Consider the following 23,544-nt stretch of genomic DNA (forward strand, 5'->3'; position numbering starts at 1 on the left):
TGTTTGTATGATTGCCTATAATGTTGAAAAATACATTGGTGAGGCGATAGAGGGAGTGTTGAATCAAACAGCTGATTTTGAAATTGAGTTGGTGATTTCTAATGATAAATCCCAAGATAAAACCGAGGAAGTTGTTCAAAAGTATATTCAGGAACATGCAAATGGTCATTGGATAGAATACAAGAGACAGGAAAAAAATTTAGGTTCCACACTGAACTATCTGTGGGTGTTGGAACATTGTCAGGGACAATATATTGCACTCTGTGATGGAGATGATTATTGGACTGATGTCCTGAAACTTCAAAATCAGATTAATTTTTTGGAAAGGCATAAAGAATATATTGGCTCATTTCATAACCGGCACAAATGTGATGAAACAGGCAATATTCTTTCAAACTCTATTCAGGAAAAAGAAAAAAGGAATTGGGATTTTGATGGATTGGTTTCAATTATGCCTGAGATTCCTTCAGCGTCAGTAGTATTTCGGAAACCTCCAAATTTCTCCTTACCCAATGAATTTAAAAAAGTTGTGATCAATGGGGATACCTTCCTTTGGGCCTATGTTTTACAGTTTGGGAATTTTTATTTTGATTCCCTGATTGGCCCCTCGGTTTATAGAATTCATTCCCAAGGCCTTTGGTCAACTAAAAGCAGTTATAAGAAATCAGAATTATCTTATAGAACCTATCAACTTTTGGATTCGGCTTTTCCGAACAGAAAAAGTATCAAGCTGCAGCTTTTTCAAATCCGCTTTCATCTTTTCTATTATGCCATGAAGGAAAAAAAGTGGGGAAAATCAATGAACTATTACTTTTCAAATTTATTTGGTATGTTAACCTATCCTTCAGCGACAAAAGTTTTTATTGATTTTCATAAAACAGTCCTACAAAAAAAATCCAGGTGAATTGATTATTTCGGTTGTAATTCCACATTACAAGGATGTAGAAAGGTTACTTGGCTTACTAAAATCTTTGGAAGGTCAATCTTTAGAAAAAGAAAATTGGGAAGTAATTGTAGTCAACAATGACCCTGAATTGCCTTTGGTATTGCCAAACGATTTTTCTGCTACCTACCCGCTGCAAATACTGGAAGAGAAAAAACCGGGTTCCTACACGGCAAGGAATAAGGGTATAGTTGAAGCTAAAGGACAAATTATTGCATTTACGGATTCTGACTGCCTGCCTGACAAAGGTTGGTTAAAGAATGCCATGGAATTGTTTCTCCAAGATTTTAAAAAAGAAATCGGAATATTGACTGGACCGGTTCCTTTGTTTTTTAAAGACCCAAAGAATTTGACTGATGCGGAGGTTTACGAAAAATATACTGGATTTACCACAGAAGCCTATGCCAAAGAAGGCCATGCCATCACAGCCAATTGGTTTTCTTATAAATCGGTTTTGTTTGAATTTAAATGTTTCAATGAAAAATTGAAATCAAATGGGGATTCTGAATTGTCAGGGAAAATCAGCCAAAAATATTCAATCGTTTACGGAGAAAATATTTTGGTCAGACATCCTGCCCGCCACCAAACTTCCGACTTGGTCAATAAATATCAAAGACTATTGGGTGGTACTTACACGAGAAGATTTCAGGGAAATAAAGCTGCCTTCCGTAAGTTTGTTCTAGATTTTGTTCTCAGAAGATATCGATTTTCCCTGAAAAAAATATTTACAGTTACACCAAAAGAATCCTTTGTCATTCTTAAGGTTTGTCATGCTATTAACAAAGGAGCTGTTAAAGAATATTTTAATTTGATTAGAGGAGGGGATACTAAAAGGTGATTCATCTCCGCCGTCATCGGTAGGATTCGCTGAGTAAGCCTAATAGTTTAAACTAGCCCTTCCGAATCCAAAGCAATCGCCTGATTTTGAGGACTTGCTCTACACCTTGGGAGATTGCTTCGTTCGCTTGAAAGAATTTTATAGAAATTAAGGTTTTGAAATGCTCCCCGCAATGACGCGCTAAAACCGAAGAAATCCCCCAAAAATACGGTTACTTCCATCTCCCATAAACATACCCAAATAAGAGAAATCCCAATAGGGTTTTAAAATTTACAAGCAACAATGCTCCAATACCTCAAAAGAAAGTTCTACTACTATTACATTCGAAAACACAGGCTTATCAACAAGCCCAAATTTGAGGTCATGCCTGTTCCTGAAATCGGATACGATCACTTGAAAAATGGAAAATTACTGGCCACAAGGGAACAATTGTTAGCACTTCTTCCTAAAAACGGTGTGGTCGCTGAATTGGGCGTGGACCATGGGGATTTCAGTAGGAGGATTTTAGATATCAATCAGCCTGCTAAATTACATCTTATAGATGTTTGGAAAAGCGAGCGATATCCCGAGCACCTATTCCATAAAGTAATCCAGAAATTTCAAACAGAAATTAAAGAAGGAAAAGTGGTGATTAATAGAGGCTTATCAACTGAGGTAGTAGATCAGTTTCCAGATCAATATTTTGATTGGATTTATATTGATACGGTTCATGACTACAGGATAACTAAGCTTGAACTGGAGGAATACAAACCAAAAATCAAAGATGGAGGCATCATTGCCGGACATGATTTCATAGTAGGGGAAATCGATGTTCCTTGGAAGTATGGGGTGATAGAAGCAGTTTATGAGTTTTGTAATGAGCATAATTGGGAAATTATTTACCTAACTATGGAGAGAAGTATTTCTCCTAGTTTTGCAATTCAGAAGAAATAATTGAAAATCGTCCGGATAGTGTTTGAACTGGATTTTGGAGGGGTAGAGAAGGTAGCAGAACTTGCTGCTGTTGGTTTTCAAGTTTACCCTGATATCCAAATGCAGTTTATTTCATTGGGGAAAGGGGGAAAGGTTTCAGATGGATTAATCGCCAAAGGACATCAGGTTTGGGTAATGAATCAAAAAGGCAGGATCCCTGATTTTGGCTTGATTCATCAATTATATCAGTATTTCAGAAAGGAGCAATTCGATGTGGTCCATACTGTGGGGGCAGAAGCCAATTTCCATGGATTGTTGGCAGCGGCTTTGGCAGGAGTAAGCATCAGAATTGGAGAGGAAATCGGACTTCCTAATCACCATATTTTTTATAGGATACTTTTCAGGTTCACGTACCAGTTTGCGCATCAGGTGATTTGTGTATCCCAAGCGGTCAAGGAACACCTGAATCAAATAGGAGAGTTACCCTTATCCAAGGGAAAGGTCCTGTACAATCCGGTTAAATTGCCGGAGGTCAAAACCAAAAAGGAATCATCAGGGAATCAATTGGTTTTTATAACAGTTTCCCGTTTGACGACCATCAAAAATATCAAGAGTATAATTCTTGCCTCGGGTGAAATTATCCATGGAACAGATTTTCGGCCCAGGCTGATAATCGTGGGTGAAGGAGAGGAGAGAGAGAACCTCAAAAGCTTAGTCGGAGAAAATCAAATCGAGGAGTATGTCAGCTTTGAAGGATATCAGGCCGATGTATTTAATTATTTGTCTCAAGCAGATGTATTTGTCCTTCCTTCGTATTCGGAAGGTTCCTCATTGGCATTGGCCGAAGCCATGCATATGGAATTGCCATCTGTTGTCACCAAAATAGGAGGGGCATCGGAAATTCTTGGCGATTCTGCTTCCGGAACATTGATCGACCCGTACTCCCTTCAAGAAATAAAAGACACCATGTTGGGTTTTTTAAAAATGGATTCAGCAGAAAGGCTGAAAATGGGAAAACGTGCAAAATCACAGGCTGCAAAATTTTCCAAAGAGAATTACTGCAAGGAATTACTGACCCTATATAAATCCATTCCAGTTTAGTTTTAGGTTTTAATGAAAAAGCCTCTAGTTTCCATAGTGATTCCGGTTTATAACAAAGCCGCTTTTATCAGGGAAACCTTGGATGCTGCCTTGGCACAAACCTATCAAGCAATTGAAATTGTCCTGGTGGATGATGGTTCTTCGGATGGTTCTCTCGAAATCCTTAAGGAGTACCATGAAAGAAACCCGAATAAAATTGTCCTGATCGATCAGGATAATCAAGGGGTATCTCCTGCCACCAATAAAGGCATAGAAAAGTCAAGGGGAGAATACATTCAGTTTTTGGATGCGGATGATTTGATGTCCTCTGATAAAATTGAAAAGCAGGCAAATCTCTTGAGAGCCAAAGGAAATCTTGCCATGGCTTCCTGTGAATGGGTGACATTTTTGGATAATCCCGAAAACTATCAAAAGTGGAAACTAAATACTTATATAGACTATCCCAACCCATTGGATATGGTATTGGATTTTTTTAATCACTCTGAAATGATGGCTATTTCATCTTACCTTACTCCCAAGGAGCTAATAGCAAAAGCAGGTCCTTGGAATGAAGCACTGACCATCAATCAGGATGGAGAGTTTTTTATGCGGGTTTTACTTCAAGCGGAACAGGTACTTTTTGAACCTGAGGGGAAAGTATATTACCGAAAGCCCGGGGCCACCAATGTCTCCCAGCAGAAATCATACAATGCTTCTAAATCATTATTGGAAAGTTACCGCTGCTATGAAAGGGAGGTCTTAAAAAAAGAAGATTCCCATAGGGTCCGTGAAGCCCTGGCCAAAAACTACCTACGTTTTATATACGTCACCCATCCCAAGTATCCCGATCTGATCAAGGAGGCTGAGAAAGAGTTTGATAAATTCAAATTTACGCATCCAGTCAGAATAGGAGGGCCCAAGTTTCAAATGATGGCTAAGTTGTTGGGATTCAAAAATTCCATCCGTTTAAAAAGGTTTTTCTAACTATTAACCATTAACAATCAGTTGTTCTCCATCATCATCCCCCTATACAACAAAGCCCAATACATACAAAGAGCGATTGATTCTGTTTTATATCAAAACTTCCAGGAATATGAAGTGATAGTGGTAAATGATGGTTCTACGGATGGGGGGGAGCAAAAAGTAGCCAGCGAATATGGTGACAGAATTAGATTGATCAATCAGGCAAACCAAGGGGTATCCCAGGCCAGGAATTCCGGAATTGCTGAAGCGAATTATGAATATTTAGCCTTCTTGGATGCTGACGATTATTGGCACCCCAATTACCTAGACCATATTCGCATTGGACTTGAAAAATTCCCCGGAACAGGAATAATAGGCAGCAGTTATGCAATAACTCACGAAGAATTAGGGCTTGAAGATTCCAAGGGTTGGTTTGAGATAAATGATTATTTTAAAAGAGCAATCGTCAATACCCTTTTTTTTACATCTGCTACCGTTGTCAAAAAGTCGTTTTTCCTTCACAATTCAGGATTTGACAAAAATTTGGCAAGAGGGGAAGATTTGGATGTTTGGTTCCGAGCTGTTTTGTTTTTTGGAAATCCGGCTTATACCTTTTCCAAATTGGTTTATTACAGCAGCGAAGATGAAACCCAAGCCACCAATAGACAATTTCCTGTGGAAAGAGCATTGGTGTCCAAAATTTTGGGAGATGATTATGCCACAAGCCAATCAAGCCAAATGAATAATGATTTTGAGGCATTCAGACATCAATACGTTTATTTTAATCTATTACCTTATATAAGGGATACTCAAAATGATATCAAAATTAAATCCCTTTTAAAAAACACAGGTTCGAGCTATTTCTTTTTGAGGTTGGTGTATTTTCCATATTTTGGATTTCACCGATTTTTGATGAAGTCTGCATTTGGAAAAAATCTGATCCGAAATTATCTGAAATTCTGTTTACGGTATATTTACAGCCGATGAAAATCATAAGGTTGTGTACCCTGCTCAACTTTGGTGGGTTGGAACAAAGGTTAGTAAATATATCCCATATCAATGACGGACATGAGTGGATTTTTTGTGCTTTGGGTACAGGCGGTGAAGCTGCTGAGGAAATCACAAAAAACGGTAAAAGAGTAGTGCTATTGGATGTTGCATACACTATTCCAAGTGTAAAAGCAATTCAAAAATTGGTGAGTTTCTTTCTGCAGGAAAAACCCGATGTGGTACATACCTCAGGAGCAGAAGCCAATTTTCATGGGATTATTGCAGCGAAGATGACGGGCGTGAAAAGATTGATAGCAGAGGAAATCGGAATTCCCAACCAAAAGATCCACCATAAAATAATGGTCAAAATAATATATAAATTTCCTGACTACGTTTTGGCCAATTCCAAACCGGTGACAAATTACCTTGAAAAGGAAAATGGCGTCAATCCAAAAATTTTGAAAATAATTCCCAATCCCCTGAATGCTATAGCTAAAAGAGCCATTCAACAATCTTATTCCAAGGATTTTCAAATTCTTACTATTTCAAGGCTCAAGGTTGTTAAAAATATTGAGGGGATATTAAAAGTTATTGCTTTATTGGTACAAGAAAATCATCCATTGAAGTTTACAGTAATCGGTGATGGGGATAATTTTCTGGCATTAAAAGAAAGGGCATCTGATTTGGGAATAGCAGAAAATGTAGAGTTTAAGGGTTTTATTCCAAGTCCTTTGTCAGGCATCAAAGAAACTAATCTGTTTATTCTCAATTCATTCACTGAAGGGTTTTCAAATGCGTTGGTGGAGGCCATGTCCGCGGGAATACCTTGCTTGGCAACAGATGTCGGTGCTGCCGGCGATCTAATTGAGGAGAATGAAACAGGTTGGTTGGTAAAACCGGGAGATGAACAAGATCTTTATATAAAGATGAAATTTATTCTTTCGTTGGAAAAGGAAAGATTGGCTGAAGTAGGGAATAATGGGCGAAACGCTGTCATTGGCAAGTATCATTTAAATCGGCATATATCTCAGTTAATGGAGGCTTACCAAAAATAAAATGGAAAAAATCAGGGTCCTTCAATGTATCGAAACGATATCCTCCGGAGGAGTTGAACAGACCCGTTTGACTTTGGCCAAATACCTTCCCACGAACCGCTTTGAAATCAAAATAATTTGTACCTATGCAGGAGGGCCGATTGCTGACAACCTTAGAAATGAAGGGGTGGAGTTGATTGTTGTCAGTTCGATGAAGCATCCTTTGGATTGGACTATTCATAAACAAGTTCAGGGAGTTATCTCCTCCTACAGGCCTCATATCATACATGGAGCAGTTTTTGAGGGCAATAGCATGGCAGCTATTTCTGGTTTTTTGAAAAGGGTTCCCGTAATAATTTTGGAAGAGACCTCAGATCCACAAAACCGATCATCAAAGGCGGACTGGCTATTAAGACAATTAATGAAGGTGTCGGATGTTATTATTGCGATTTCACCTGATGTTAAAAATTATCTTAAAATGAAAGCCAAAATCACTCCTTCAAAAATAAAAATGATATTTAATGGAGTACCTATTCCAGAACAGATCAACCACAATTTAGTTCAGCTAAAAAAGGAAGAACTAAAAATAAGTGAAGATGAAATTGTAATAGGTTTCGTAGGAAGGTTATTTGATGATCACAAAAAATTAACAGATTTAATTGATGCCATATCCATCATCAATGATCCCATAGTCAAATTATTGGTTGTTGGAGATGGGAGAGATAAAAGCATAATCGTAGATCTAATCAGAAAGTTAGAATTAAATAAACAAGTGATATTAGTTGGTTTTCAAGAAAATACAGGATTGTTTTATTCTGTTATGGATATTCTTTGTGTACCTTCAGCGAGAGAGGGTTTTGGATTGGTAGCAGTAGAGGCGATGTTACATAAATTACCCGTAATTGCCACGGCAGTAGGTGGGTTAAAAGATATTGTGATTGATGGTAAAACCGGTTATCTGGTGAAACCCAAATCACATAAGGATCTCGCAGATAGAATTAAAGAGTTAGTTAAAGATGCACAACTCAGGGTAACCTTTGGAGAAGCAGGTTATGTCAGGGCAAAAGAAAAATTTACAGCAGACCGCTATTGCCTGGAAGTTGAAAATCTGTATACCACCCTTTTAAAAAAGAAAGGCTTTCTGCATTAGGCTCATATTATTGAAAATCCCTTCCGGAAATTTGATTTATTTTAAGGTATTTTGTTAGACATCATATTCATTGTAGCTGGATTAATCGCCTTGGTGAATTCAAATACCACGATGGCAAAAAGTTTTGGGTTGCCTTATAAACATGAGGTCCACCTCCATTACCTTTTGTTTTACCACCTGTTTTTCAGTGTTTTTTTCACTTGGTATATATTGAATTTCGGGGGAGATTCCCAAGGATATTGGCGATTGGGAATGCAGCAGGTCTTGGTCAGAGACCCCACTTGGATAAAATATTTTGGTACAAGTACTACTTTTATTTTGTGGTTATGTTATGTCCCAGCCAAAGTACTTGGTCTTAGTTACATTACTGGAAATATATTATTCGGGTTTTTAGGCTTTATAGGTATCCGGTATATTTTTGTGATGGTAGCGGAATACTTTCCTACCAACCACAAAGTACTCAATATCCCGATGTTTCCGTATGTGTTTTATTTTTTGAACCTCCATTTCTGGACAGCTGGGGTGGGAAAGGATGCCATCTGTTTTTGGGGCATCGCCTGGTTTCTCTTTGCCTTGCAAAAATACCAGTCCCGTTGGTGGGAAGCGTTAATCGCCTTGTTTTTTGTGTATATGGCAAGACCTCATATGGGGCAAGCCTTGATTGGCGGAGCAGCAATAGCCATTTTGCTTGGTAGTCACATGAGAATTCAATATAAAGTGGTGTTAGGGCTGATTGCTGCAGCAGGGACATTTTATCTATTAGGAAGTACGGCTGAATTCTTGGATTTAGAAGAATTAACTCTGGAAAGCCTGAATGAAAAAAGTGCGACCACAGCTCGGAATTTGAGCAGGGGCAGTGTGGGTTCAGCAGTAGATATTTCTTCCTACTCCTTGCCGATGAAGGCGTTTACCTATTTGTTTAGGCCCCTATTTCTGGATGCACACAATATTGTGGCGCTATTCAGTTCTGTTGAAAATGCTCTTTACCTTTGGTTGAGTTTGTTTATATACCAAAATTGGAAACCCGAAGCAATAAGGGATATGCCGCTGTTTTTGAAGGCGGGAATTATTACGTTTATTCCGGTAACCTTTGCCTTTATGAATGCCTTAAGTAACCTGGGGGTCGTGATGCGCATGAAAAACATGACCATGATCTACTTTATGTTATTTTGCTTTTACCTGATCGTACATAACAAAAAGCAACGCTACCTGCGGGCCATGGACAGAAAGCGGTTTTTCGAGCGAAGGCAGGCCATTATTGAGCAAAAAAAGGCATTGACGCCGAATGACTGAGGCATCCAAATGAAAAAAATCCTTTTCCTTCCCAAATATCCCAGAAAAGGGGCCAGCAGTCGCTTAAGAACCTATCAATTTTTGCCCTTATGGGAGGCTGCCGGAGTAAAGGTTACGGTCTCTCCTTTTTTTACTTCCGCTTATCTCGATGCTATCTATGCCAATAAAAGACCGCCATATCTTCATGTGCTGGCTTGCTACTGGCGCAGGTTTAGGGTCTTGATGACAGCCGGAAGCTACGACCTGGTTTGTATCGAAAAGGAATTGTTTCCCTACCTTCCGGCTTTTCCCGAATGGCTGCTTTCCCGTTTCAAAGGCTATTGGGTGGATTATGATGATGCGGTATTTCACAATTACGATCGGGGGAAATACGGGCTGGCCTCTCGCCTGATACCACAAAAAATTGACCGGGTGATGAAATGGGCTACCGCGGTTACCGCAGGCAATGATTACCTGATGCAGCGGGCCCGGTTGGCTGGTGCGAAAATGGTAATCCGGCTCCCTACCGTGATTGATCCGGCGCGGTATCAAACGAAAGTACATCGGGAAACCGCTGCCGTCACCATCGGCTGGATTGGTTCTCCCAGCACGCTTAAATACCTGGATGCCCTGCTCCCGGTATTGGAAAGTCTGAGCAAGGAATTGGATATTACCTTGCTCCTTATTAATGGGAGAAAACGACCTGCCTATACCGGAAAACTACAAACCATCCCCTGGACCGAGGAAGGAGAAGCCCAGGCCTTGCTACAAATGGATATCGGCATCATGCCCTTGCCGGACAATCCCTGGGAAAGGGGCAAATGTGCCTACAAGCTTATCCAATACATGGCCTGCGGACTGCCCGTGGTGGCCTCCCCGGTGGGAATGAATAAAGAGGTGGTAAGGCATGGCGTGAATGGGTTTCTGGCCCAAACCGATGCCGAATGGATTGCGGGGCTTAGCCGACTTATCGAGGACTGGAGGCTTAGAAGGGACTTTGGGGAAAAGGGGCACCAACTGGTCATGGAAAATTATACCCTGCAACAGAATTTTAAAAAAATGCAGCAACTGCTGAAAACCCTTGAAAGTGAAAGGTCCAAAAATGCTTGAAATAGTACCTGCCTTTAGGTTAGAATACCAGTCGGAATCAGGCCGCTCTTTTCTATGAATATCCTTTTTATCACCTGGGATTCCGATCAGACCAACTACCTGGAAAACCTGTTTATCCCCATTTTCGAAGGAATACAGAAAAAAACAAGCTACCGGTTTCAAATCATGCAGTTTTCCTGGGCGGCACCGCAAGAAGTGGAACGCCTCCGCCTGCTGGTGGAAAATGCTGGAATAGGCTATTTTCATCGTGTTGTTTCACACCAGCCCAATGCCGCCCTGGGCTCCCTTTGGACGCTGATGCGTGGCAGTAGAGAAATCAAAAAACACCTTAAAAAAAACGAAATTGCCTGCCTGATGCCCCGATCCACGTTGCCTGCCTGGATGGTGTTGAGACTGGGAGACTGGCTAAAAAAGCGTTCCATTTCCGTCGTATTTGACGCGGATGGCTTTCCGATTCAGGAGCGGGTAGATTTTGCGGGACTAAGTCCCAAAGGTTTTTACCATCGTTGGCTCCGGCAGGTGGAGCGGCGCATGGTCCAGAACGCCCAGCGTGTCCTGACCCGCTCTGAAAAAGCAATCGTCTTCCACCAGGAGCATACGGGTATTCAACAGCGGGAAAAATTTTATCCGGTGATCAACGGTCGGGATCCTGAAATCTTTAAGCCGAATGCTGCTGGGAGAACCGCCATTCGAAAAGAATTGGGAATTCCGGAAAGTACCTGCCTTTGGTTGTACTCGGGCAGTTTGGGGCCGCAATACCTGGTCCCCGAAATGCTTCAGCTCTTTTGGCTTGGCTGCCAAAAAAATCCCGATAGCCGGTTTTTGTTTCTGGTTCGCAATACGGATTTCCTGAAGGACAAGATTCCGGAACGGCTTAAGAAACGGGTTATGGTAAAAACGGTTCCCTTCGAATGTATTCCGGACTATAATGCGGCAGCAGATTTGGGCATCAGTCTGCGTAAAGCGGCTCCCAGCCTGTCAGGACTGGCACCTATCAAAATCGGCGAGTACCTGCTCGCTGGTTTGCCGGTATTGCTTTCGCCCGGGATAGGCGATCTTTCCGATCAGTTGGCAGCAGAGCCGGCCTGTTTTGTTTACCGGGCAAATCCCGGGGAGTTTATAGATTGGTTGGAAAACACTAAAAAATTGGCAAAAGCGGATATTCGAAAGTTGGGAGAACGGTATTTTGGTCTGGAGCAAAGCGTATCGAGCTATATCCGGGCATTGGAAAAGGGGTCGATTTAATGAGCCCAAAGGATTTTTTCTTTATATTTCTTCTCCTAAGCCTGGTTTTCCGTTGGATTGGCATTCGATCAAAGAACAAGCATTATACACGGCGGCAAAGGGCTTTTCTCTATGCCATGTGGGTGTATCACCTGGGAATGGGCTACCTGTTTTACCGCTACCTGCTCCACCATGGAGGGGACAGCCTGCGGTACTGGAACCTGCAAAGCCTCCCAGTCAGCGAGGCGGAAAGCTGGATGGCCCACTGGGGGGTCGGCACGGCATTTATTCAATGGGTTAATTTCCCCTTTTCCCATTGGCTGGGGCTTCATTTTATGACGGGAACGGTGGGCTATGCGACGCTCTCTTTTTTCGGATTTGTACCCCTGTTGGAGTGGATGGGAAGGCGCCTGCAGCCTTTGGATGCTTCCCCGGTTATCATCGGAGGCTTCCTGTTGGTATTTTTGCCCAATGTTCATTTCTGGACGGCCGGTGTGGGCAAGGAGGCTTTTCTATGGCTGGGCCTGGTACTAGTCATGGTGGGCACGCAAAACTTCCCCGCAGGATGGGGCTATTTGCTTTTAGGCTTGGTGCTTTCATTAATGGTCCGACCGATTCAAGGGCTTATATTAGTTATATCGGTCGCAGGAATACTTCCCTTTCATCCGGGCCTTCGAAATTACCGAAAGTGGGTCATTCCCTTGGGGGCAGTATTAATAGTTGGGATACTGGGCTACCGCTGGCTATTGGGTTCGCTGGAATACGGCTTTCACTTCAGATGGATAGGGGAGCTGCTGGATTGGCAACACCGCTACCTCGATTCTTTTGGAGGGAACAGCCGTCTGCCCATGGATGACTATTCGTTTCCCGAAAAATTAGCTGCCGTTTTTTTCAGACCCTATCCCTGGGAAGCGGAGGGTTTTTGGCCCTTGGCAGCTTCCCTGGAAAACAGCCTTTTTTTCCTCCTGCTAGTAGCCGGAAGCCTGGCACTCCTTCAACGAGGGATGAATCGCAGCATTCCGTTTTTCTACCGCATAGTCTTTGTCTATGGTATTTTACTATCAATATTATTTGCCCTGGCCCTTAATAACCTGGGGTTAATCATGCGAATGAAAAGTATCTACACGGTCTTTATGAGTTGTTTTTTTTACGAGTGCATTGTTCATGGTAAATCCGGGCTCCGATGAATAAAGGAAGCTTAATCATCTCCCTGGATTTCGAGCTCCATTGGGGCCGGTTTGATAAAACGCCTTTGAAGGGTAATGAGGCTTATTACCACAAGACGAGGGAGGTTGTTCCAAAATTGCTTTCGCTGTTTGCGGACTACAAGCTGGAAGTTACCTGGGCGACGGTGGGCATGTTGATGGCCGAGAATTTGGAGGAATGGGAATGGTTTAGTCCGGCGCTCAAGCCAGGCTTTAGCAGCCCGCAGTATTCGGCCTATGACTGGCTTAAGAATACCCGGGCAGACCATCACTGTCTGTTTGCTCCGGATTTGGTCCGGGAAATTATCCGGACACCCGGTCAGGAGCTGGGGAGTCATACCTTTGCCCATTACTATACCCGGGTACCCGGTCAACTGGCCGGGGAGTTTCGGGCCGATTTGCTTGCCGCCCGGCACATTGCAAAAGAAAAATTCGGGACTGATCTTCGTTCCCTGGTCTTTCCTCGCAACCAGTACCATACGGAGGCCTTGCAGATTGCCGGAGCACTTGACTTTTCTTCGGTACGAACCAATCCCGGCGATTGGTTTTGGCAAGATCCGGAAAAGGAAGGCTGGTTTAAAAATGGAATCCGGGCGGCAGATTCCCTTTGGCCTCTTGGCAGTCGGACCTCTTTTCAGCCAGCTAATCCGAGTCCCGGATTTCCCAGTTTGGTTCCCGCATCTCGCTTTTTCAGGCCCTATCAGCAGCGGCTTCCCTGGCTAAACCGCATGAAAATCAACCGGGTAAAAGTTGAAATGGAAACGGCCGCCCAAAAGGGAGAAGTGTACCATCTTTGGTGGCACCCACACAACCACGGCCACTATCCCGAGCAAAGCCTTCAGGAAGTAAAAATCATCCTGGATCATTTTTTAAGATGCCGGGAGTTGTATGGCATGCAGAGCTATTCCATTAGCCGTTTTGCCGAAGATCAGCTTCCTCCGGGACGGGATTGATCCCGGCCCATTCCTTCTGGCACGCTCATTCCTACCTCTTCCCGAATCCTCCCGGGGAAAAACCTTTCCCAAAAACGTACCGTAATTTTCAATAGCGGGCGAAACGCTATTTACCAGTCCCGTTTACGCATGCAGGCATGGGGTTGAAAGGCACTCCTTTACCAGGCAGCGGCCAATCTACCGCAGGCTACCTAACTTTAGCTGCATAAAAAAACCTGAATAGTTGTCGGCTTGGTGTTTATGTGTTTATTTTGCCTTTGCTTAAATTAACTTCACCAATGAACCTGTCAGATTTTAAAAATAGCATCCAAATGGATACCCCTCCATCGGGTTTATCTGTATATTTGCAATCGCTGTGGTTGGATAAGAAAGGAGATTGGGACCGTGCCCACGGATTGATTGATTCCCTGGGGGGTGAAGATGCCGCCTCACTTCATGCCTATTTGCATCGCAAGGAAGGAGACCTTTCCAATGCTGGTTATTGGTACCGTCGGGCGGGGAAAAATCCTGCTTCCAACAGCCTGGAGGAAGAATGGGAGCAATTGGCCCGTTATTTTTTAACGAAACAATAAAGGTAATCAATTTTACCTTTCGAACTGATATTTTTGGTTCCCGCAAGGGGTCCAATTCCCGGGCGTTTTTGATTAACTAGATACATTATTCGTTTCAACGTAAAAGAGACATGAAGGTAGCATTGATAGCCCACGATGGGAAAAAAGCAGACATGGTTCACTTCCTTAGCGGGTCGAGAAAAGAACTAGAAGGTGTAATCCTGGTGGCTACGGGTACTACCGGAACTCATATCGAAAAAGCGGGGTTTGAGGTGGAGAAATTGTTATCCGGACCATTGGGCGGGGATGCTCAAATTGGGGCCATGGTGGCGCAGAAGGAACTGGACATGGTGATCTTTTTCCGAGACCCGCTGGGCAAACATCCCCATGAACCGGATGTGCAAATGCTGATGCGGATCTGTGATGTGCATAATGTGCCTCTTGCCACCAATTTGGCAGCAGCCGAATTGATGTTCCAACATTTGAAATAAGAAAAACGACTCAAACAACTACATGCTAGACCAACCTATATCCATTAAGAAAATTGGCGTACTTACATCTGGCGGTGATGCGCCGGGAATGAATGCGGCCATTCGCGCCGTGGTCCGTGCCGGTTTCTATTATAAGCTGGAGGTTTTCGGAATATACCGGGGATACGAAGGAATGATCCATAACGATATCCGAAAGCTCGACAGCCATTCGATCGCCCATGTACTGGAAAGGGGCGGAACGTTCCTGAAATCTGCCAGAAGTGAGGAGTTTAAGACCCCGGGAGGTAGGAAAAAAGCATATGAAAATCTAAAAAGTCATGGAATCGATGCCTTGGTGGTGATTGGAGGGGACGGTTCGTTGACCGGTGCACACCTGTTTTACAAAGAATTTGGCATACCGGCGGTAGGATTGCCGGGAACCATTGACAACGACCTCTTTGGTACGGACCTTACCATTGGGTTCGACACGGCCTGCAACACGGCGATTGAAGCCATCGACAAGATCCGTGCTACGGCTACTTCCCATGATCGACTGTTTTTTGTGGAAGTAATGGGTCGGGATGCAGGGTTTATTGCGATTAATGCGGGTATAGGAAGTGCTGCCGCTGCCATTCTGATCCCGGAGAAAAAATTTCCGGTTGAAAAATTGATCGACCGTCTCAAATTCAGGGAAAAAGCTAAAAAGGAAAGTAATGTGGTGATCGTTGCCGAAGGCGGTAAAAGTGGCGGAGCCCAGGAAATATCGCTGAAAGTAAAAAAAATCTTTCCCAGTTACGATATCAAGGTGACTATATTGGGCCATTTGCAGCGGGGAGGGGCCCCCTCTTCCTTTGACCGTATCCTGGCCAGTAAATTGGGAGTATCGGCAGTGGAAGGCTTGCTCCATGGTAAATACGATGTGATGGTAGGGATCATCAATAACAAAATCGTGTTTACGCCCATCAAACGGGCCATTGTCGATGATAAAAAAGTAGACGAGGAGGATTTGCGGATTGCCGGAATCCTATCTACTTGATCGGATAGTAATTGCCATTTTGATAAGTTAGCAAGCCCCAAAACCTCGGGTCGGATATCTTCCTTCCCGCTCAAATTGGATTTGGATTTTTTTAGGGGGGATTCTCGTTAATTTCTCATTAATATTTTGCATATATTCAAATAGGGGGTATTTTCATTGTCTTTTGGCTACAAAAAATTTCCATTTACTACTATTTTTGGACATATTGTAGTTTGATTGTCAATTATCTTTTTTCCAATACCTAAAATAAACCTATTTAATAACATGAAGAAAAACATTGAACGCCTGCAACAAAACTACCTGGACCAAGCGCGGGAAAAGGTCACCGAAGGCAAATCTCCGGCCTCTTTGGCGCAGGATTCCGAAAACGGGCGAAGGTCCTTTTTTAAAAAGGCTGCATTGGGAGGATTGAGCCTGGGGGGCATGATGATGCTTCCTACGGAAGACACCATAGCCCATACCACTTCTAAGGTCAATCGCCTTTCCAATCCCTCCGATTTGAAAATTACCGATATGCGCATTGCCCAATATGGTAATGTTCCGATATTGAAGATTTACACCAATCAGGGCATTCATGGGCTGGGGGATGTCCGGGATGGGGCAGACAAGCGCTATGCCCTGATGCTGAAAAGCAGAATTCTGGGTGAGAATCCCTGTAATGTGGAACGGATTTTTAAGCGGATCGAACAATTTGGATGGCATGGCCGGCAGGGCGGCGGTGTATCAGGTGTGGAAATGGCCCTTTGGGACCTGGCAGGAAAGGCCTATGGCGTACCGCTGTATCAGTTGATGGGAGGAAAGTTCCGGGATAAAGTCCGGATTTATGTAGATACGCCCACCGTAAGCGATCCGGATGAATTTGCCAATAAAATGAAGGAACGGGTGGACATGGGATTCACCATGTTGAAAATGGATATAGGTATTGGATTGATCAAGGATGAAAAGGATACCCTGACCAATAAATCCCCCTGGGGACAGTTGCGGGGCTGGTCGGATCAGGATGTGATGAGTTATACCCAAACCCCCCATCAGTTTACCCATGTGCAGATTACCCAGAAAGGACTGGAAAGGATGGTAGAATATGCCGCCAAGGCAAGGGAAAAGGTAGGCTATGAAATCCCGCTGGCCATTGACCATTTTGGGCATATGGGGTACAATGAAATGATCAAACTGGCAGAGGCTTTTGAGCCCTATAACATCGCCTGGCTGGAAGACCTTATTCCCTGGCAAAATACCGAACAATGGAAAAGGATCACCGAAGCGATTACGACGCCTACCCTGACGGGAGAAGATACCTACCACAAGAAAAATTTCAAGGACCTGATTGAAAACCGGGCCGTGGACCTGGTTCACCCCGATCCTGGCAGCGCAGGAGGCTACCTGCAAACCAAAAAAATTGGAGATTATGCGGAGGAGTATGGAATTGGCATGGCCCTGCATCATGCTGCCTCTCCCATTACCTTTATGGGTACCATCCATGCGGCTGCGGCTACCTATAATTTCATAGGTCTGGAGCACCATTCGGTGGATAATCCCTGGTGGGAAGATCTGGTAACCGGAATGGATAAACCCTTTGTGAAAGATGGGTATGTGGAAGTTCCGGAATCGCCTGGAATAGGGCTGGAACTGAATGAAGACGAGGTGAAGAAACGACTTCGGGAAGGGGAGCAGTTTTTTGCCCCTACCGATGACTGGAACGAAATTCGATCCTGGGACCGAACCTGGAGTTGAGTTCTCAAGAAACCCCTGGATATTTATTCGGGGGTTTCTTTTACTTACTACCAGAAAATTATATCTTAGTTCAACCCTCTAAAAATATCATGAGCAAATCAAAAGACATCTTTTCCATCCTCCTTCAGCTGGCAGTTGCGGGATTGGTCATTATTTTTACTGGGTACCTGTTACCGGGAATAGTGGTCACTGATTGGATCACTGGGGTCATTATTGCCGCATTGCTGGCATTGTTAAACATTACCATTAAACCTATTTTGATCTTTCTGACCATTCCCATTACCATCCTGACATTAGGCTTGTTTTTGTTGGTGATCAATGCGCTGTTGGTAATGCTGGCTGCTGCGTTGATTCAGGGATTTACGGTGGATAATTTTTGGTGGGCCCTTCTTTTTAGTCTGGTATTATCGCTGGTTAATTCCATTTTGGGTATTTCTCTCGGAAATGGACTCAGAAAGTAGTTGCTTATCAGTTTAAAAAATCGATTGGATTAAGGATGCTCCGGTAGCTGGAAGGGTACGGATCGGTCGTGTTTTCGGCGGTAATAAACCGGCTTCTGGTTTTCTTCGGTAAGGGCATGGGGAGCACGGTCGCTTTTTGGGACGTGGATAAGAAGCAGGTATTTCTCCTCCGTAGGTTCAGAATCAGTAAACAGCGGCACTTCGTATACCTCAAATGTGATCGGAAAGGAGGGCTGACAATATTTTTCCACGGCCTCAGTGGCCATAAACATTTCCTCTTCCGGGTCTATGCCCAATACCTGTTTTCGGTCAGAAACGCCGACCACTACCGTTCCCCCTTCCGTGTTGGCAAAAGACAAAAGTGTTTTAGCAATTTTTCGCTGGCTGCTCAGACTCTGCTTATAATCCAGGTGCAAACCCTCCGGTGTAGTGAGTAAGTTTTTGATCCATTCACTATTCTTTTTAGGAGAAAACATTTTTTTAAAAGGTAAAAGATGGTAAATTATTGGAGAGTTAATATGAGCAATATTAATTTTTTATTTAATTGTAACCAAAACCAGCAATAATCATTTCACAAATCCAGCTTATAATCCAATGAACTATCCAAACGAAGGCTTTTTGCCTGAAACCATTGCAAAACTACGAAAAGAACTTGAAGCTGCCGGGAAGAATTTTAAAATCGTGGCAGGGGAGGATAATTCCGATGAATATGTGAATTTTTATTTTGTCGGAAAATTCGAAGGTAAAGATGTCATCTATGATGCCGTCTTGTATACGCTTCGGCTGCATTACCAGAGTGAGATCTTCGAATTGGCAGAGCACGAGGCAGCTAAGAAATTCCCTGACTACCACGGCATCAGTTACGAAGAAGACGAAAACGGAAACCTCAAACCACTGAAGGCAGAAGAGGAAGAGGTGGGTTGGTTTATCACGGAACTTATCATGGACATGGAAGAGGAAGGAAGGGTGAAAGTGCAGGAGTTTGTTGATATGGATACGCATCACGACTATGGAATTGGCCTGGATGCTGCTTTAAACATTGAAGCCATTGACGAACAGGTCCTTCAGAAGTTTGTTTCTGACTTTAATAATGATTCCCTGATTTTGGACGAGACCTTTTACGCATTTGAGTCCGAAGAGGAGGATGGCTAAGTTCAGCCTTTTTTCCTGATAATTGACAACAATTTTAGTTGCAATAAGTTTTGGAGGTATGTTAAAAGTAGCCTGGTCCTCACTTTATGCCCATCCGTTACCCGAAGGGCACCGATTTCCCATGGAAAAATACGAGTTACTTCCCGAGCAGTTGCTTTACGAGGGCACCCTTTCGGAAGCTAATTTCTTCAAACCTGAAAAGGGGGATGAGCACTGGGTGCGGGCAGTTCATGACGGCCAGTACCTGGAAAAATTAAAAAGGCAGCAATTAAGTCCTTCAGAGATCCGGCGCACTGGATTTCCACTTAGCGAGGCCTTGGTCGAACGCGAACTGCATATCATGCAGGGATCGGTAATGGCAGCTGATTTTGCGCTTGAATATGGAATTGCTATGAACACCGCTGGAGGTACCCATCATGCCTTTGCAGATAGAGGGGAAGGGTTCTGTTTGCTAAACGATATCGCTATTACCGCCCAATACCTGGTGGAGGGCCGGGGGCTAAAAAGCGTGCTCGTGGTCGATTTAGACGTACACCAGGGAAACGGTACCGCTGCTTTGTTTGCCAATAACTCCAAGGTATTTACGTTCAGTATGCATGGGGAGCATAATTACCCGATGCACAAGGAAAAATCAGATCTGGACATTCCCCTAAAAGACTATACGGATGACAAGACCTACCTGGAAATATTGGGGGAGAATTTGCCAGCGTTAATGGATCGGGTTGCTCCCGAATTTCTGATTTACCAGTCCGGGGTAGATGTCCTGGCCTCGGATAAGCTGGGCAGATTGGGCTTGTCTCTCAGCGGATGCAAGGAGCGGGACAGAATGGTACTGGAAACGGCCAAAAAAAGCCGCGTTCCCGTCATGTGTTGCATGGGAGGGGGCTATTCCCAAAAAATCAATGACATCATAGAGGCTCATGCCAATACCTATCGATTGGCACAGGAACTGTTTTTTTAATCATAAAATAAAGGTGATGCGTAGAGAAAAATGGAGAAAATACTGGATGATGCATGCCGTGGGAGGCTTGTTGTTGACCGGGTTTGGACTTAGCTTATTTGGAGAAGCACTGATCAGGAAATGGGATAACGCAGCCTTTTGGGACTGGGTAGTATGGGGAACCCTGGCCCTGCTGGTGTTCAATGCGGGCATCTCGTTGGTGGGTCAGGCAGTGATATACCGGGTGAAAATGGATAGCCTTTCGGATCGCGACTAATTATCAATCGCGGATATTTAACATTAATTAAGCGGGCAGAATTTGTAAAAGGTTTAGAATCCTTATATTTGCCCCGAATACTATAAAAATCCGTAAGAAGTGAGAAAAATAACAACGATTATTAGTGCAATAGTAATGGCGGGCATGCTTGCAGTATCCTGTAATTCCACTACCCCAGGGGAAGAAATAAGTAATATTGCAGACGAAGTAAACATTGCTGATTTGAAAGTGGCTTATATCGTCACGGACAGCGTTATCAACAATTTTACCTATTTTAAAGAAAAATCCGCTGAAATCGCTGAAAAAGGCAAAAAATACGAAGGTGAATTGACCAACCGTGCCAGGGGATTTGAGCAGGAAGTACAGAACTTTCAGAGCTCAGCCTCTTCGATGACCATTAATCAGGCCAGGGCAAAAGAAGAAGAGTTGGTTACTAAGGAGCGGAATTTGGTGGCCTTCCGTGAAAATATCATGCAAGAGTTGTCTGCCGATGAGACCAAACTGTACAATGACGTGTACGACATGATTCAGGAATACCTGGATACTTATGCAGCAGAAAACGATCTGGAAATGATCCTTTCCTACACCCGTGGTGGAGGCGTATGGTATGCCAATAAAACCCTGGACATCACCGATTCGGTCGTCGAGGGAATTAACGAAGATTACCAAAACGGTGAGGAACCGGAAGCGACCGAACCGGCTGCATCCGAATCGACTGAATCAGAGCAAGAATAGCAGCCAGAAATTTAGGCATCAGGAGCCCGGATTTTCCGGGCTTTTTTGTTTCTACTGATTCCGGTTGCTAATCAGTGCCTGGTTTACTATCTTCCCTACGCTTTTTATTATTAGTTTCTAAACAACGAGTAAATTTAACATTTGGATCATGGAAATTACCAATTTTCTGAAACACCATTACCGACATTTTAATGCTGCTGCCTTGATTGATGCGGCAGACGCGTATAAAACCCATTTGGATGAAAACGGCAAGATGATGATCACGCTTGCCGGGGCGATGTCTACGGCGGAATTGGGTATTTCGTTGGCGGAAATGATTCGACAGGATAAGGTTCAGATCATTACCTGTACCGGAGCCAACCTGGAAGAAGACATCTTTAACCTGGTGGCACATGATTATTACGAACGAATTCCCCATTATCGAGATCTCTCTCCCCAACAGGAACAGGAACTGTTGGACCGGCACCTAAACCGGGTGACGGACACCTGCATCCCGGAAATGGAAGCCATGAGGAGGATCGAAAAGGTGATATTGCAGGAGTGGCAAGAGGCAGACCAAGCCGGTAAACAGTTTTTTCCCCATGAATTTTTTTACAAAGTATTGCTTTCCGGGAAGTTGGAACAGGAATATCAGATTGACCCGAAAAACAGTTGGCTGTTGGAAGCAGCCAAGAAAAATATCCCCATCATCGTACCGGGATGGGAAGATTCTACACTGGGTAATATGTACGCCGGACATTGCATTTCTGGAGATATCCAGGACGTTCACACCGTCAAAGGCGGCATTCAGTACATGATGTATTTGGCAGATTGGTACACCGAAAATGCCAAAGAAGAAAGTAAAGTAGGTTTTTTCCAGATTGGCGGAGGCATAGCGGGCGATTTTCCGATTTGTGTGGTCCCCATGTTGCATCAAGACCTGCAACGAGACGGAGTTCCTTTGTGGGGCTATTTTTGTCAGATTTCGGACAGCACCACCTCTTTTGGGTCTTATTCTGGCGCAGTACCCAACGAAAAGATAACCTGGGGAAAATTGGGATTGGACACTCCGAAGTTTATTATTGAATCGGACGCTACTATTGTCGCTCCCCTGGTATTCGCCATCGTTTTAGGCTATTAATCCAATAACCCGTGTATGGAATAGTCATCATAATTTCAAGGGCGATTGCCCTTTCGGCGCTTGCTGTTTGGATCACCTTGCCCGCTGAGGCACAGGAGGATTCAGTCCGGTATGCGGTCTCCATGGCTTATGATGAACAATTACCCCAGATTGGAGCGGAGGGGAATTTGTATTTCTCACTGGCTTTTCACCCCCAAAATAATGGAGGAAACCAGGATCCGGGAGACATCTGGTTTGCCCGGGAGGAAGGAGAAGGGTTTGGTAAATCAACGCCCATGGCTTCCTTAAATACGCCATATTTAGATTTGCTGATCGGTTTTATTCACCCGGATACGGTACTGGTGTATCACCAGAATCTAGATAACCGGCAGGTAATGCAGGGATACTATCGATCCGGAGAAGGTTGGGAACGGGGAGATGAGCACTTGATTCCCGGATTTAGGTCTACAGGAAGCCACTTTAGTGCCAGACTAGATGCAGAAGGCAGCCTTATGATCCTATCCATGGATTCCTTTGGTTCGTATGGTAACGAAGACCTTTACCTATCTTTCCGACAGGGAAATAGGACCTGGTCCCGGCCTCAAAATCTGGGAGGTACGGTTAATACCTACCGGCAGGAATTAAGCCCCTTCCTTAGTGCCGATCACCAAACCCTTTATTTTTCGACAAATGCCTACGAGGGAAATAAATCCCTGGGAGTCTATTCCAGCAAACGCATTGGAGAGGCATGGACGGAGTGGTCTGAACCTCGTCCCTTAGATTTACCGGAATTGGAGGGTTGGGACCTTTATTTTTACCAGGACCCCTACCGTGACCGGTATTTTTTCACCAATACCCGGACCAGCGATGGGTATGGAACTATCCTTTGGGTAGGTGAATCTTCGGTTGAGGCATCCAACCTGGCCGCTCCAAAAGAAAGATCAGCTCCTGAATTGGCCATTGAAACGCAGGACACCCTGGCCGGTTCGGAACCATCAGCGGAAAGCATTCCGCCTCCGCCAGCACCTGAATTGGATCTTTCCCAACAATTGGAAAAACTACAGCCGGGGGAATCATTGGTGTTGGAAAACCTGCTCTTTCAAAGAAGCTCGGTAGTGCTTGCAAGCGAGGGGGCATCGCAAGAGTTAACCAAGTTGGCTGCCTATTTGAAGGAACACCCGGAATATGTCATTTCGGTGGAAGGTCATACGGATAGCTATGGGAGTACCCGCTTGAAGGAAAGGCTGTCCCTAAACCGAGCCCGGAAGGTAAGAGACATGCTGCTTGAAAAAGGAGTTGCCTTCGAGCAAGTCAGGGTTAATGGTTGGGGAGGGAAAAAGCCCATCGCTTCCAATGATACGGCCGAGGGAAGGCGAAAAAACAGACGCGTGGAAATTATTCTTTTGAATTAACCCTAA

25 protein-coding genes are annotated in these 23,544 nt (G+C 44.0%); 24 read left to right on the plus strand and 1 reads right to left on the minus strand.

The features are described from left to right. Window positions 1-7 precede the first annotated feature (7 nt). The 18 genes from GJS45_RS06430 to GJS45_RS06515 all read left to right on the plus strand — a co-directional run bounded on the left by GJS45_RS06430 (window position 8) and on the right by GJS45_RS06515 (window position 17,923). Window positions 8-904, plus strand: coding sequence for a glycosyltransferase (locus GJS45_RS06430; RefSeq protein WP_162340650.1), 897 nt, complete (start codon window positions 8-10; stop codon window positions 902-904). After that, the gene (locus GJS45_RS06435) at window positions 864-1,781 is read left to right on the plus strand and encodes a glycosyltransferase family A protein (protein WP_235954648.1); all 918 of its coding nucleotides are present in this window, start codon (window positions 864-866) and stop codon (window positions 1,779-1,781) included. Before GJS45_RS06430 ends, GJS45_RS06435 begins: the two co-directional genes overlap by 41 nt. A gap of 363 nt (window positions 1,782-2,144) precedes the next feature. Next, a complete protein-coding gene (locus GJS45_RS06440) occupies window positions 2,145-2,714 on the plus strand; it encodes a class I SAM-dependent methyltransferase (protein ID WP_235954649.1) in 570 nt (189 codons plus the stop codon). Window positions 2,715-2,732: 18 nt separating this feature from the next. After that, the gene (locus GJS45_RS06445) at window positions 2,733-3,794 is read left to right on the plus strand and encodes a glycosyltransferase (protein WP_162340652.1); all 1,062 of its coding nucleotides are present in this window, start codon (window positions 2,733-2,735) and stop codon (window positions 3,792-3,794) included. Window positions 3,795-3,806: 12 nt separating this feature from the next. Beyond that, complete coding sequence (locus tag GJS45_RS06450) at window positions 3,807-4,757, plus strand: glycosyltransferase family 2 protein (protein ID WP_162340653.1); 951 nt, start codon at window positions 3,807-3,809, stop codon at window positions 4,755-4,757. A gap of 21 nt (window positions 4,758-4,778) precedes the next feature. Further along, complete coding sequence (locus GJS45_RS06455) at window positions 4,779-5,723, plus strand: glycosyltransferase family 2 protein (RefSeq protein WP_162340654.1); 945 nt, start codon at window positions 4,779-4,781, stop codon at window positions 5,721-5,723. Further along, window positions 5,720-6,781, plus strand: coding sequence for a glycosyltransferase (locus GJS45_RS06460; RefSeq protein WP_162340655.1), 1,062 nt, complete (start codon window positions 5,720-5,722; stop codon window positions 6,779-6,781). The genes GJS45_RS06455 and GJS45_RS06460 overlap by 4 nt, the downstream gene beginning before the upstream one ends. A gap of 1 nt (window position 6,782) precedes the next feature. Then, on the plus strand, window positions 6,783-7,910 hold the full coding sequence (locus tag GJS45_RS06465; RefSeq protein WP_162340656.1) for a glycosyltransferase family 4 protein: 1,128 nt from the start codon (window positions 6,783-6,785) through the stop codon (window positions 7,908-7,910). A 111-nt stretch (window positions 7,911-8,021) separates the two neighbouring features. Next, complete coding sequence (locus GJS45_RS06470; RefSeq protein WP_162340657.1) at window positions 8,022-9,203, plus strand: hypothetical protein; 1,182 nt, start codon at window positions 8,022-8,024, stop codon at window positions 9,201-9,203. A gap of 9 nt (window positions 9,204-9,212) precedes the next feature. Continuing rightward, entirely contained in the window at window positions 9,213-10,292 is a 1,080-nt protein-coding gene (locus tag GJS45_RS06475; protein WP_162340658.1) for a glycosyltransferase family 4 protein, read from the plus strand. Between the two features lie 54 nt (window positions 10,293-10,346). Continuing rightward, on the plus strand, window positions 10,347-11,537 hold the full coding sequence (locus tag GJS45_RS06480; RefSeq protein WP_162340659.1) for a glycosyltransferase family protein: 1,191 nt from the start codon (window positions 10,347-10,349) through the stop codon (window positions 11,535-11,537). Then, window positions 11,537-12,703: a hypothetical protein gene (locus tag GJS45_RS06485; protein ID WP_162340660.1), complete on the plus strand. Its 1,167-nt coding sequence runs from the start codon at window positions 11,537-11,539 to the stop codon at window positions 12,701-12,703. The genes GJS45_RS06480 and GJS45_RS06485 overlap by 1 nt, the downstream gene beginning before the upstream one ends. Then, window positions 12,700-13,674, plus strand: coding sequence for a polysaccharide deacetylase family protein (locus GJS45_RS06490; protein WP_162340661.1), 975 nt, complete (start codon window positions 12,700-12,702; stop codon window positions 13,672-13,674). Before GJS45_RS06485 ends, GJS45_RS06490 begins: the two co-directional genes overlap by 4 nt. 278 nt (window positions 13,675-13,952) lie before the next feature. Then, entirely contained in the window at window positions 13,953-14,246 is a 294-nt protein-coding gene (locus tag GJS45_RS06495) for a hypothetical protein (RefSeq protein WP_162340662.1), read from the plus strand. Between the two features lie 110 nt (window positions 14,247-14,356). Then, a complete protein-coding gene (locus tag GJS45_RS06500) occupies window positions 14,357-14,716 on the plus strand; it encodes a methylglyoxal synthase (protein WP_162340663.1) in 360 nt (119 codons plus the stop codon). A 22-nt stretch (window positions 14,717-14,738) separates the two neighbouring features. Then, window positions 14,739-15,731 (plus strand): 6-phosphofructokinase, encoded by a 993-nt coding sequence (gene pfkA, locus GJS45_RS06505; RefSeq protein WP_162340664.1) that lies wholly within the window; start codon window positions 14,739-14,741, stop codon window positions 15,729-15,731. Between the two features lie 264 nt (window positions 15,732-15,995). Then, window positions 15,996-17,462 carry a mandelate racemase/muconate lactonizing enzyme family protein gene (locus GJS45_RS06510; protein ID WP_162340665.1) on the plus strand — a complete coding sequence of 489 codons (1,467 nt, stop codon included), beginning with the start codon at window positions 15,996-15,998 and terminating at the stop codon, window positions 17,460-17,462. Between the two features lie 89 nt (window positions 17,463-17,551). Continuing rightward, window positions 17,552-17,923: a phage holin family protein gene (locus GJS45_RS06515; protein ID WP_162340666.1), complete on the plus strand. Its 372-nt coding sequence runs from the start codon at window positions 17,552-17,554 to the stop codon at window positions 17,921-17,923. Window positions 17,924-17,952: 29 nt separating this feature from the next. Here GJS45_RS06515 and GJS45_RS06520 read toward each other — a convergent pair whose 3' ends face one another. Further along, window positions 17,953-18,399, minus strand: a complete 447-nt coding sequence (locus tag GJS45_RS06520; RefSeq protein WP_162340667.1) for an AlbA family DNA-binding domain-containing protein — start codon at window positions 18,397-18,399, stop codon at window positions 17,953-17,955. Between the two features lie 118 nt (window positions 18,400-18,517). Here GJS45_RS06520 and GJS45_RS06525 point away from each other — a divergent pair, with 118 nt between their 5' ends. From GJS45_RS06525 to GJS45_RS06550, 6 genes are all read left to right on the plus strand, one after another. After that, window positions 18,518-19,075: a hypothetical protein gene (locus GJS45_RS06525; RefSeq protein WP_162340668.1), complete on the plus strand. Its 558-nt coding sequence runs from the start codon at window positions 18,518-18,520 to the stop codon at window positions 19,073-19,075. A 58-nt stretch (window positions 19,076-19,133) separates the two neighbouring features. Further along, the gene (locus GJS45_RS06530; RefSeq protein ID WP_162340669.1) at window positions 19,134-20,036 is read left to right on the plus strand and encodes a histone deacetylase family protein; all 903 of its coding nucleotides are present in this window, start codon (window positions 19,134-19,136) and stop codon (window positions 20,034-20,036) included. A gap of 16 nt (window positions 20,037-20,052) precedes the next feature. Beyond that, complete coding sequence (locus GJS45_RS06535) at window positions 20,053-20,292, plus strand: hypothetical protein (protein WP_162340670.1); 240 nt, start codon at window positions 20,053-20,055, stop codon at window positions 20,290-20,292. A 99-nt stretch (window positions 20,293-20,391) separates the two neighbouring features. Then, window positions 20,392-21,027, plus strand: coding sequence for an OmpH family outer membrane protein (locus tag GJS45_RS06540; RefSeq protein ID WP_235954650.1), 636 nt, complete (start codon window positions 20,392-20,394; stop codon window positions 21,025-21,027). A 148-nt stretch (window positions 21,028-21,175) separates the two neighbouring features. Beyond that, complete coding sequence (locus GJS45_RS06545) at window positions 21,176-22,147, plus strand: deoxyhypusine synthase family protein (protein ID WP_162340671.1); 972 nt, start codon at window positions 21,176-21,178, stop codon at window positions 22,145-22,147. 11 nt (window positions 22,148-22,158) lie between these two features. Beyond that, entirely contained in the window at window positions 22,159-23,538 is a 1,380-nt protein-coding gene (locus tag GJS45_RS06550; protein WP_162340672.1) for an OmpA family protein, read from the plus strand. Window positions 23,539-23,544: the final 6 nt, after the last annotated feature.

Origin of the sequence: Cyclobacterium salsum, from assembly GCF_010119245.1 — a bacterium.
GTDB lineage: Bacteria > Bacteroidota > Bacteroidia > Cytophagales > Cyclobacteriaceae > Cyclobacterium > Cyclobacterium salsum.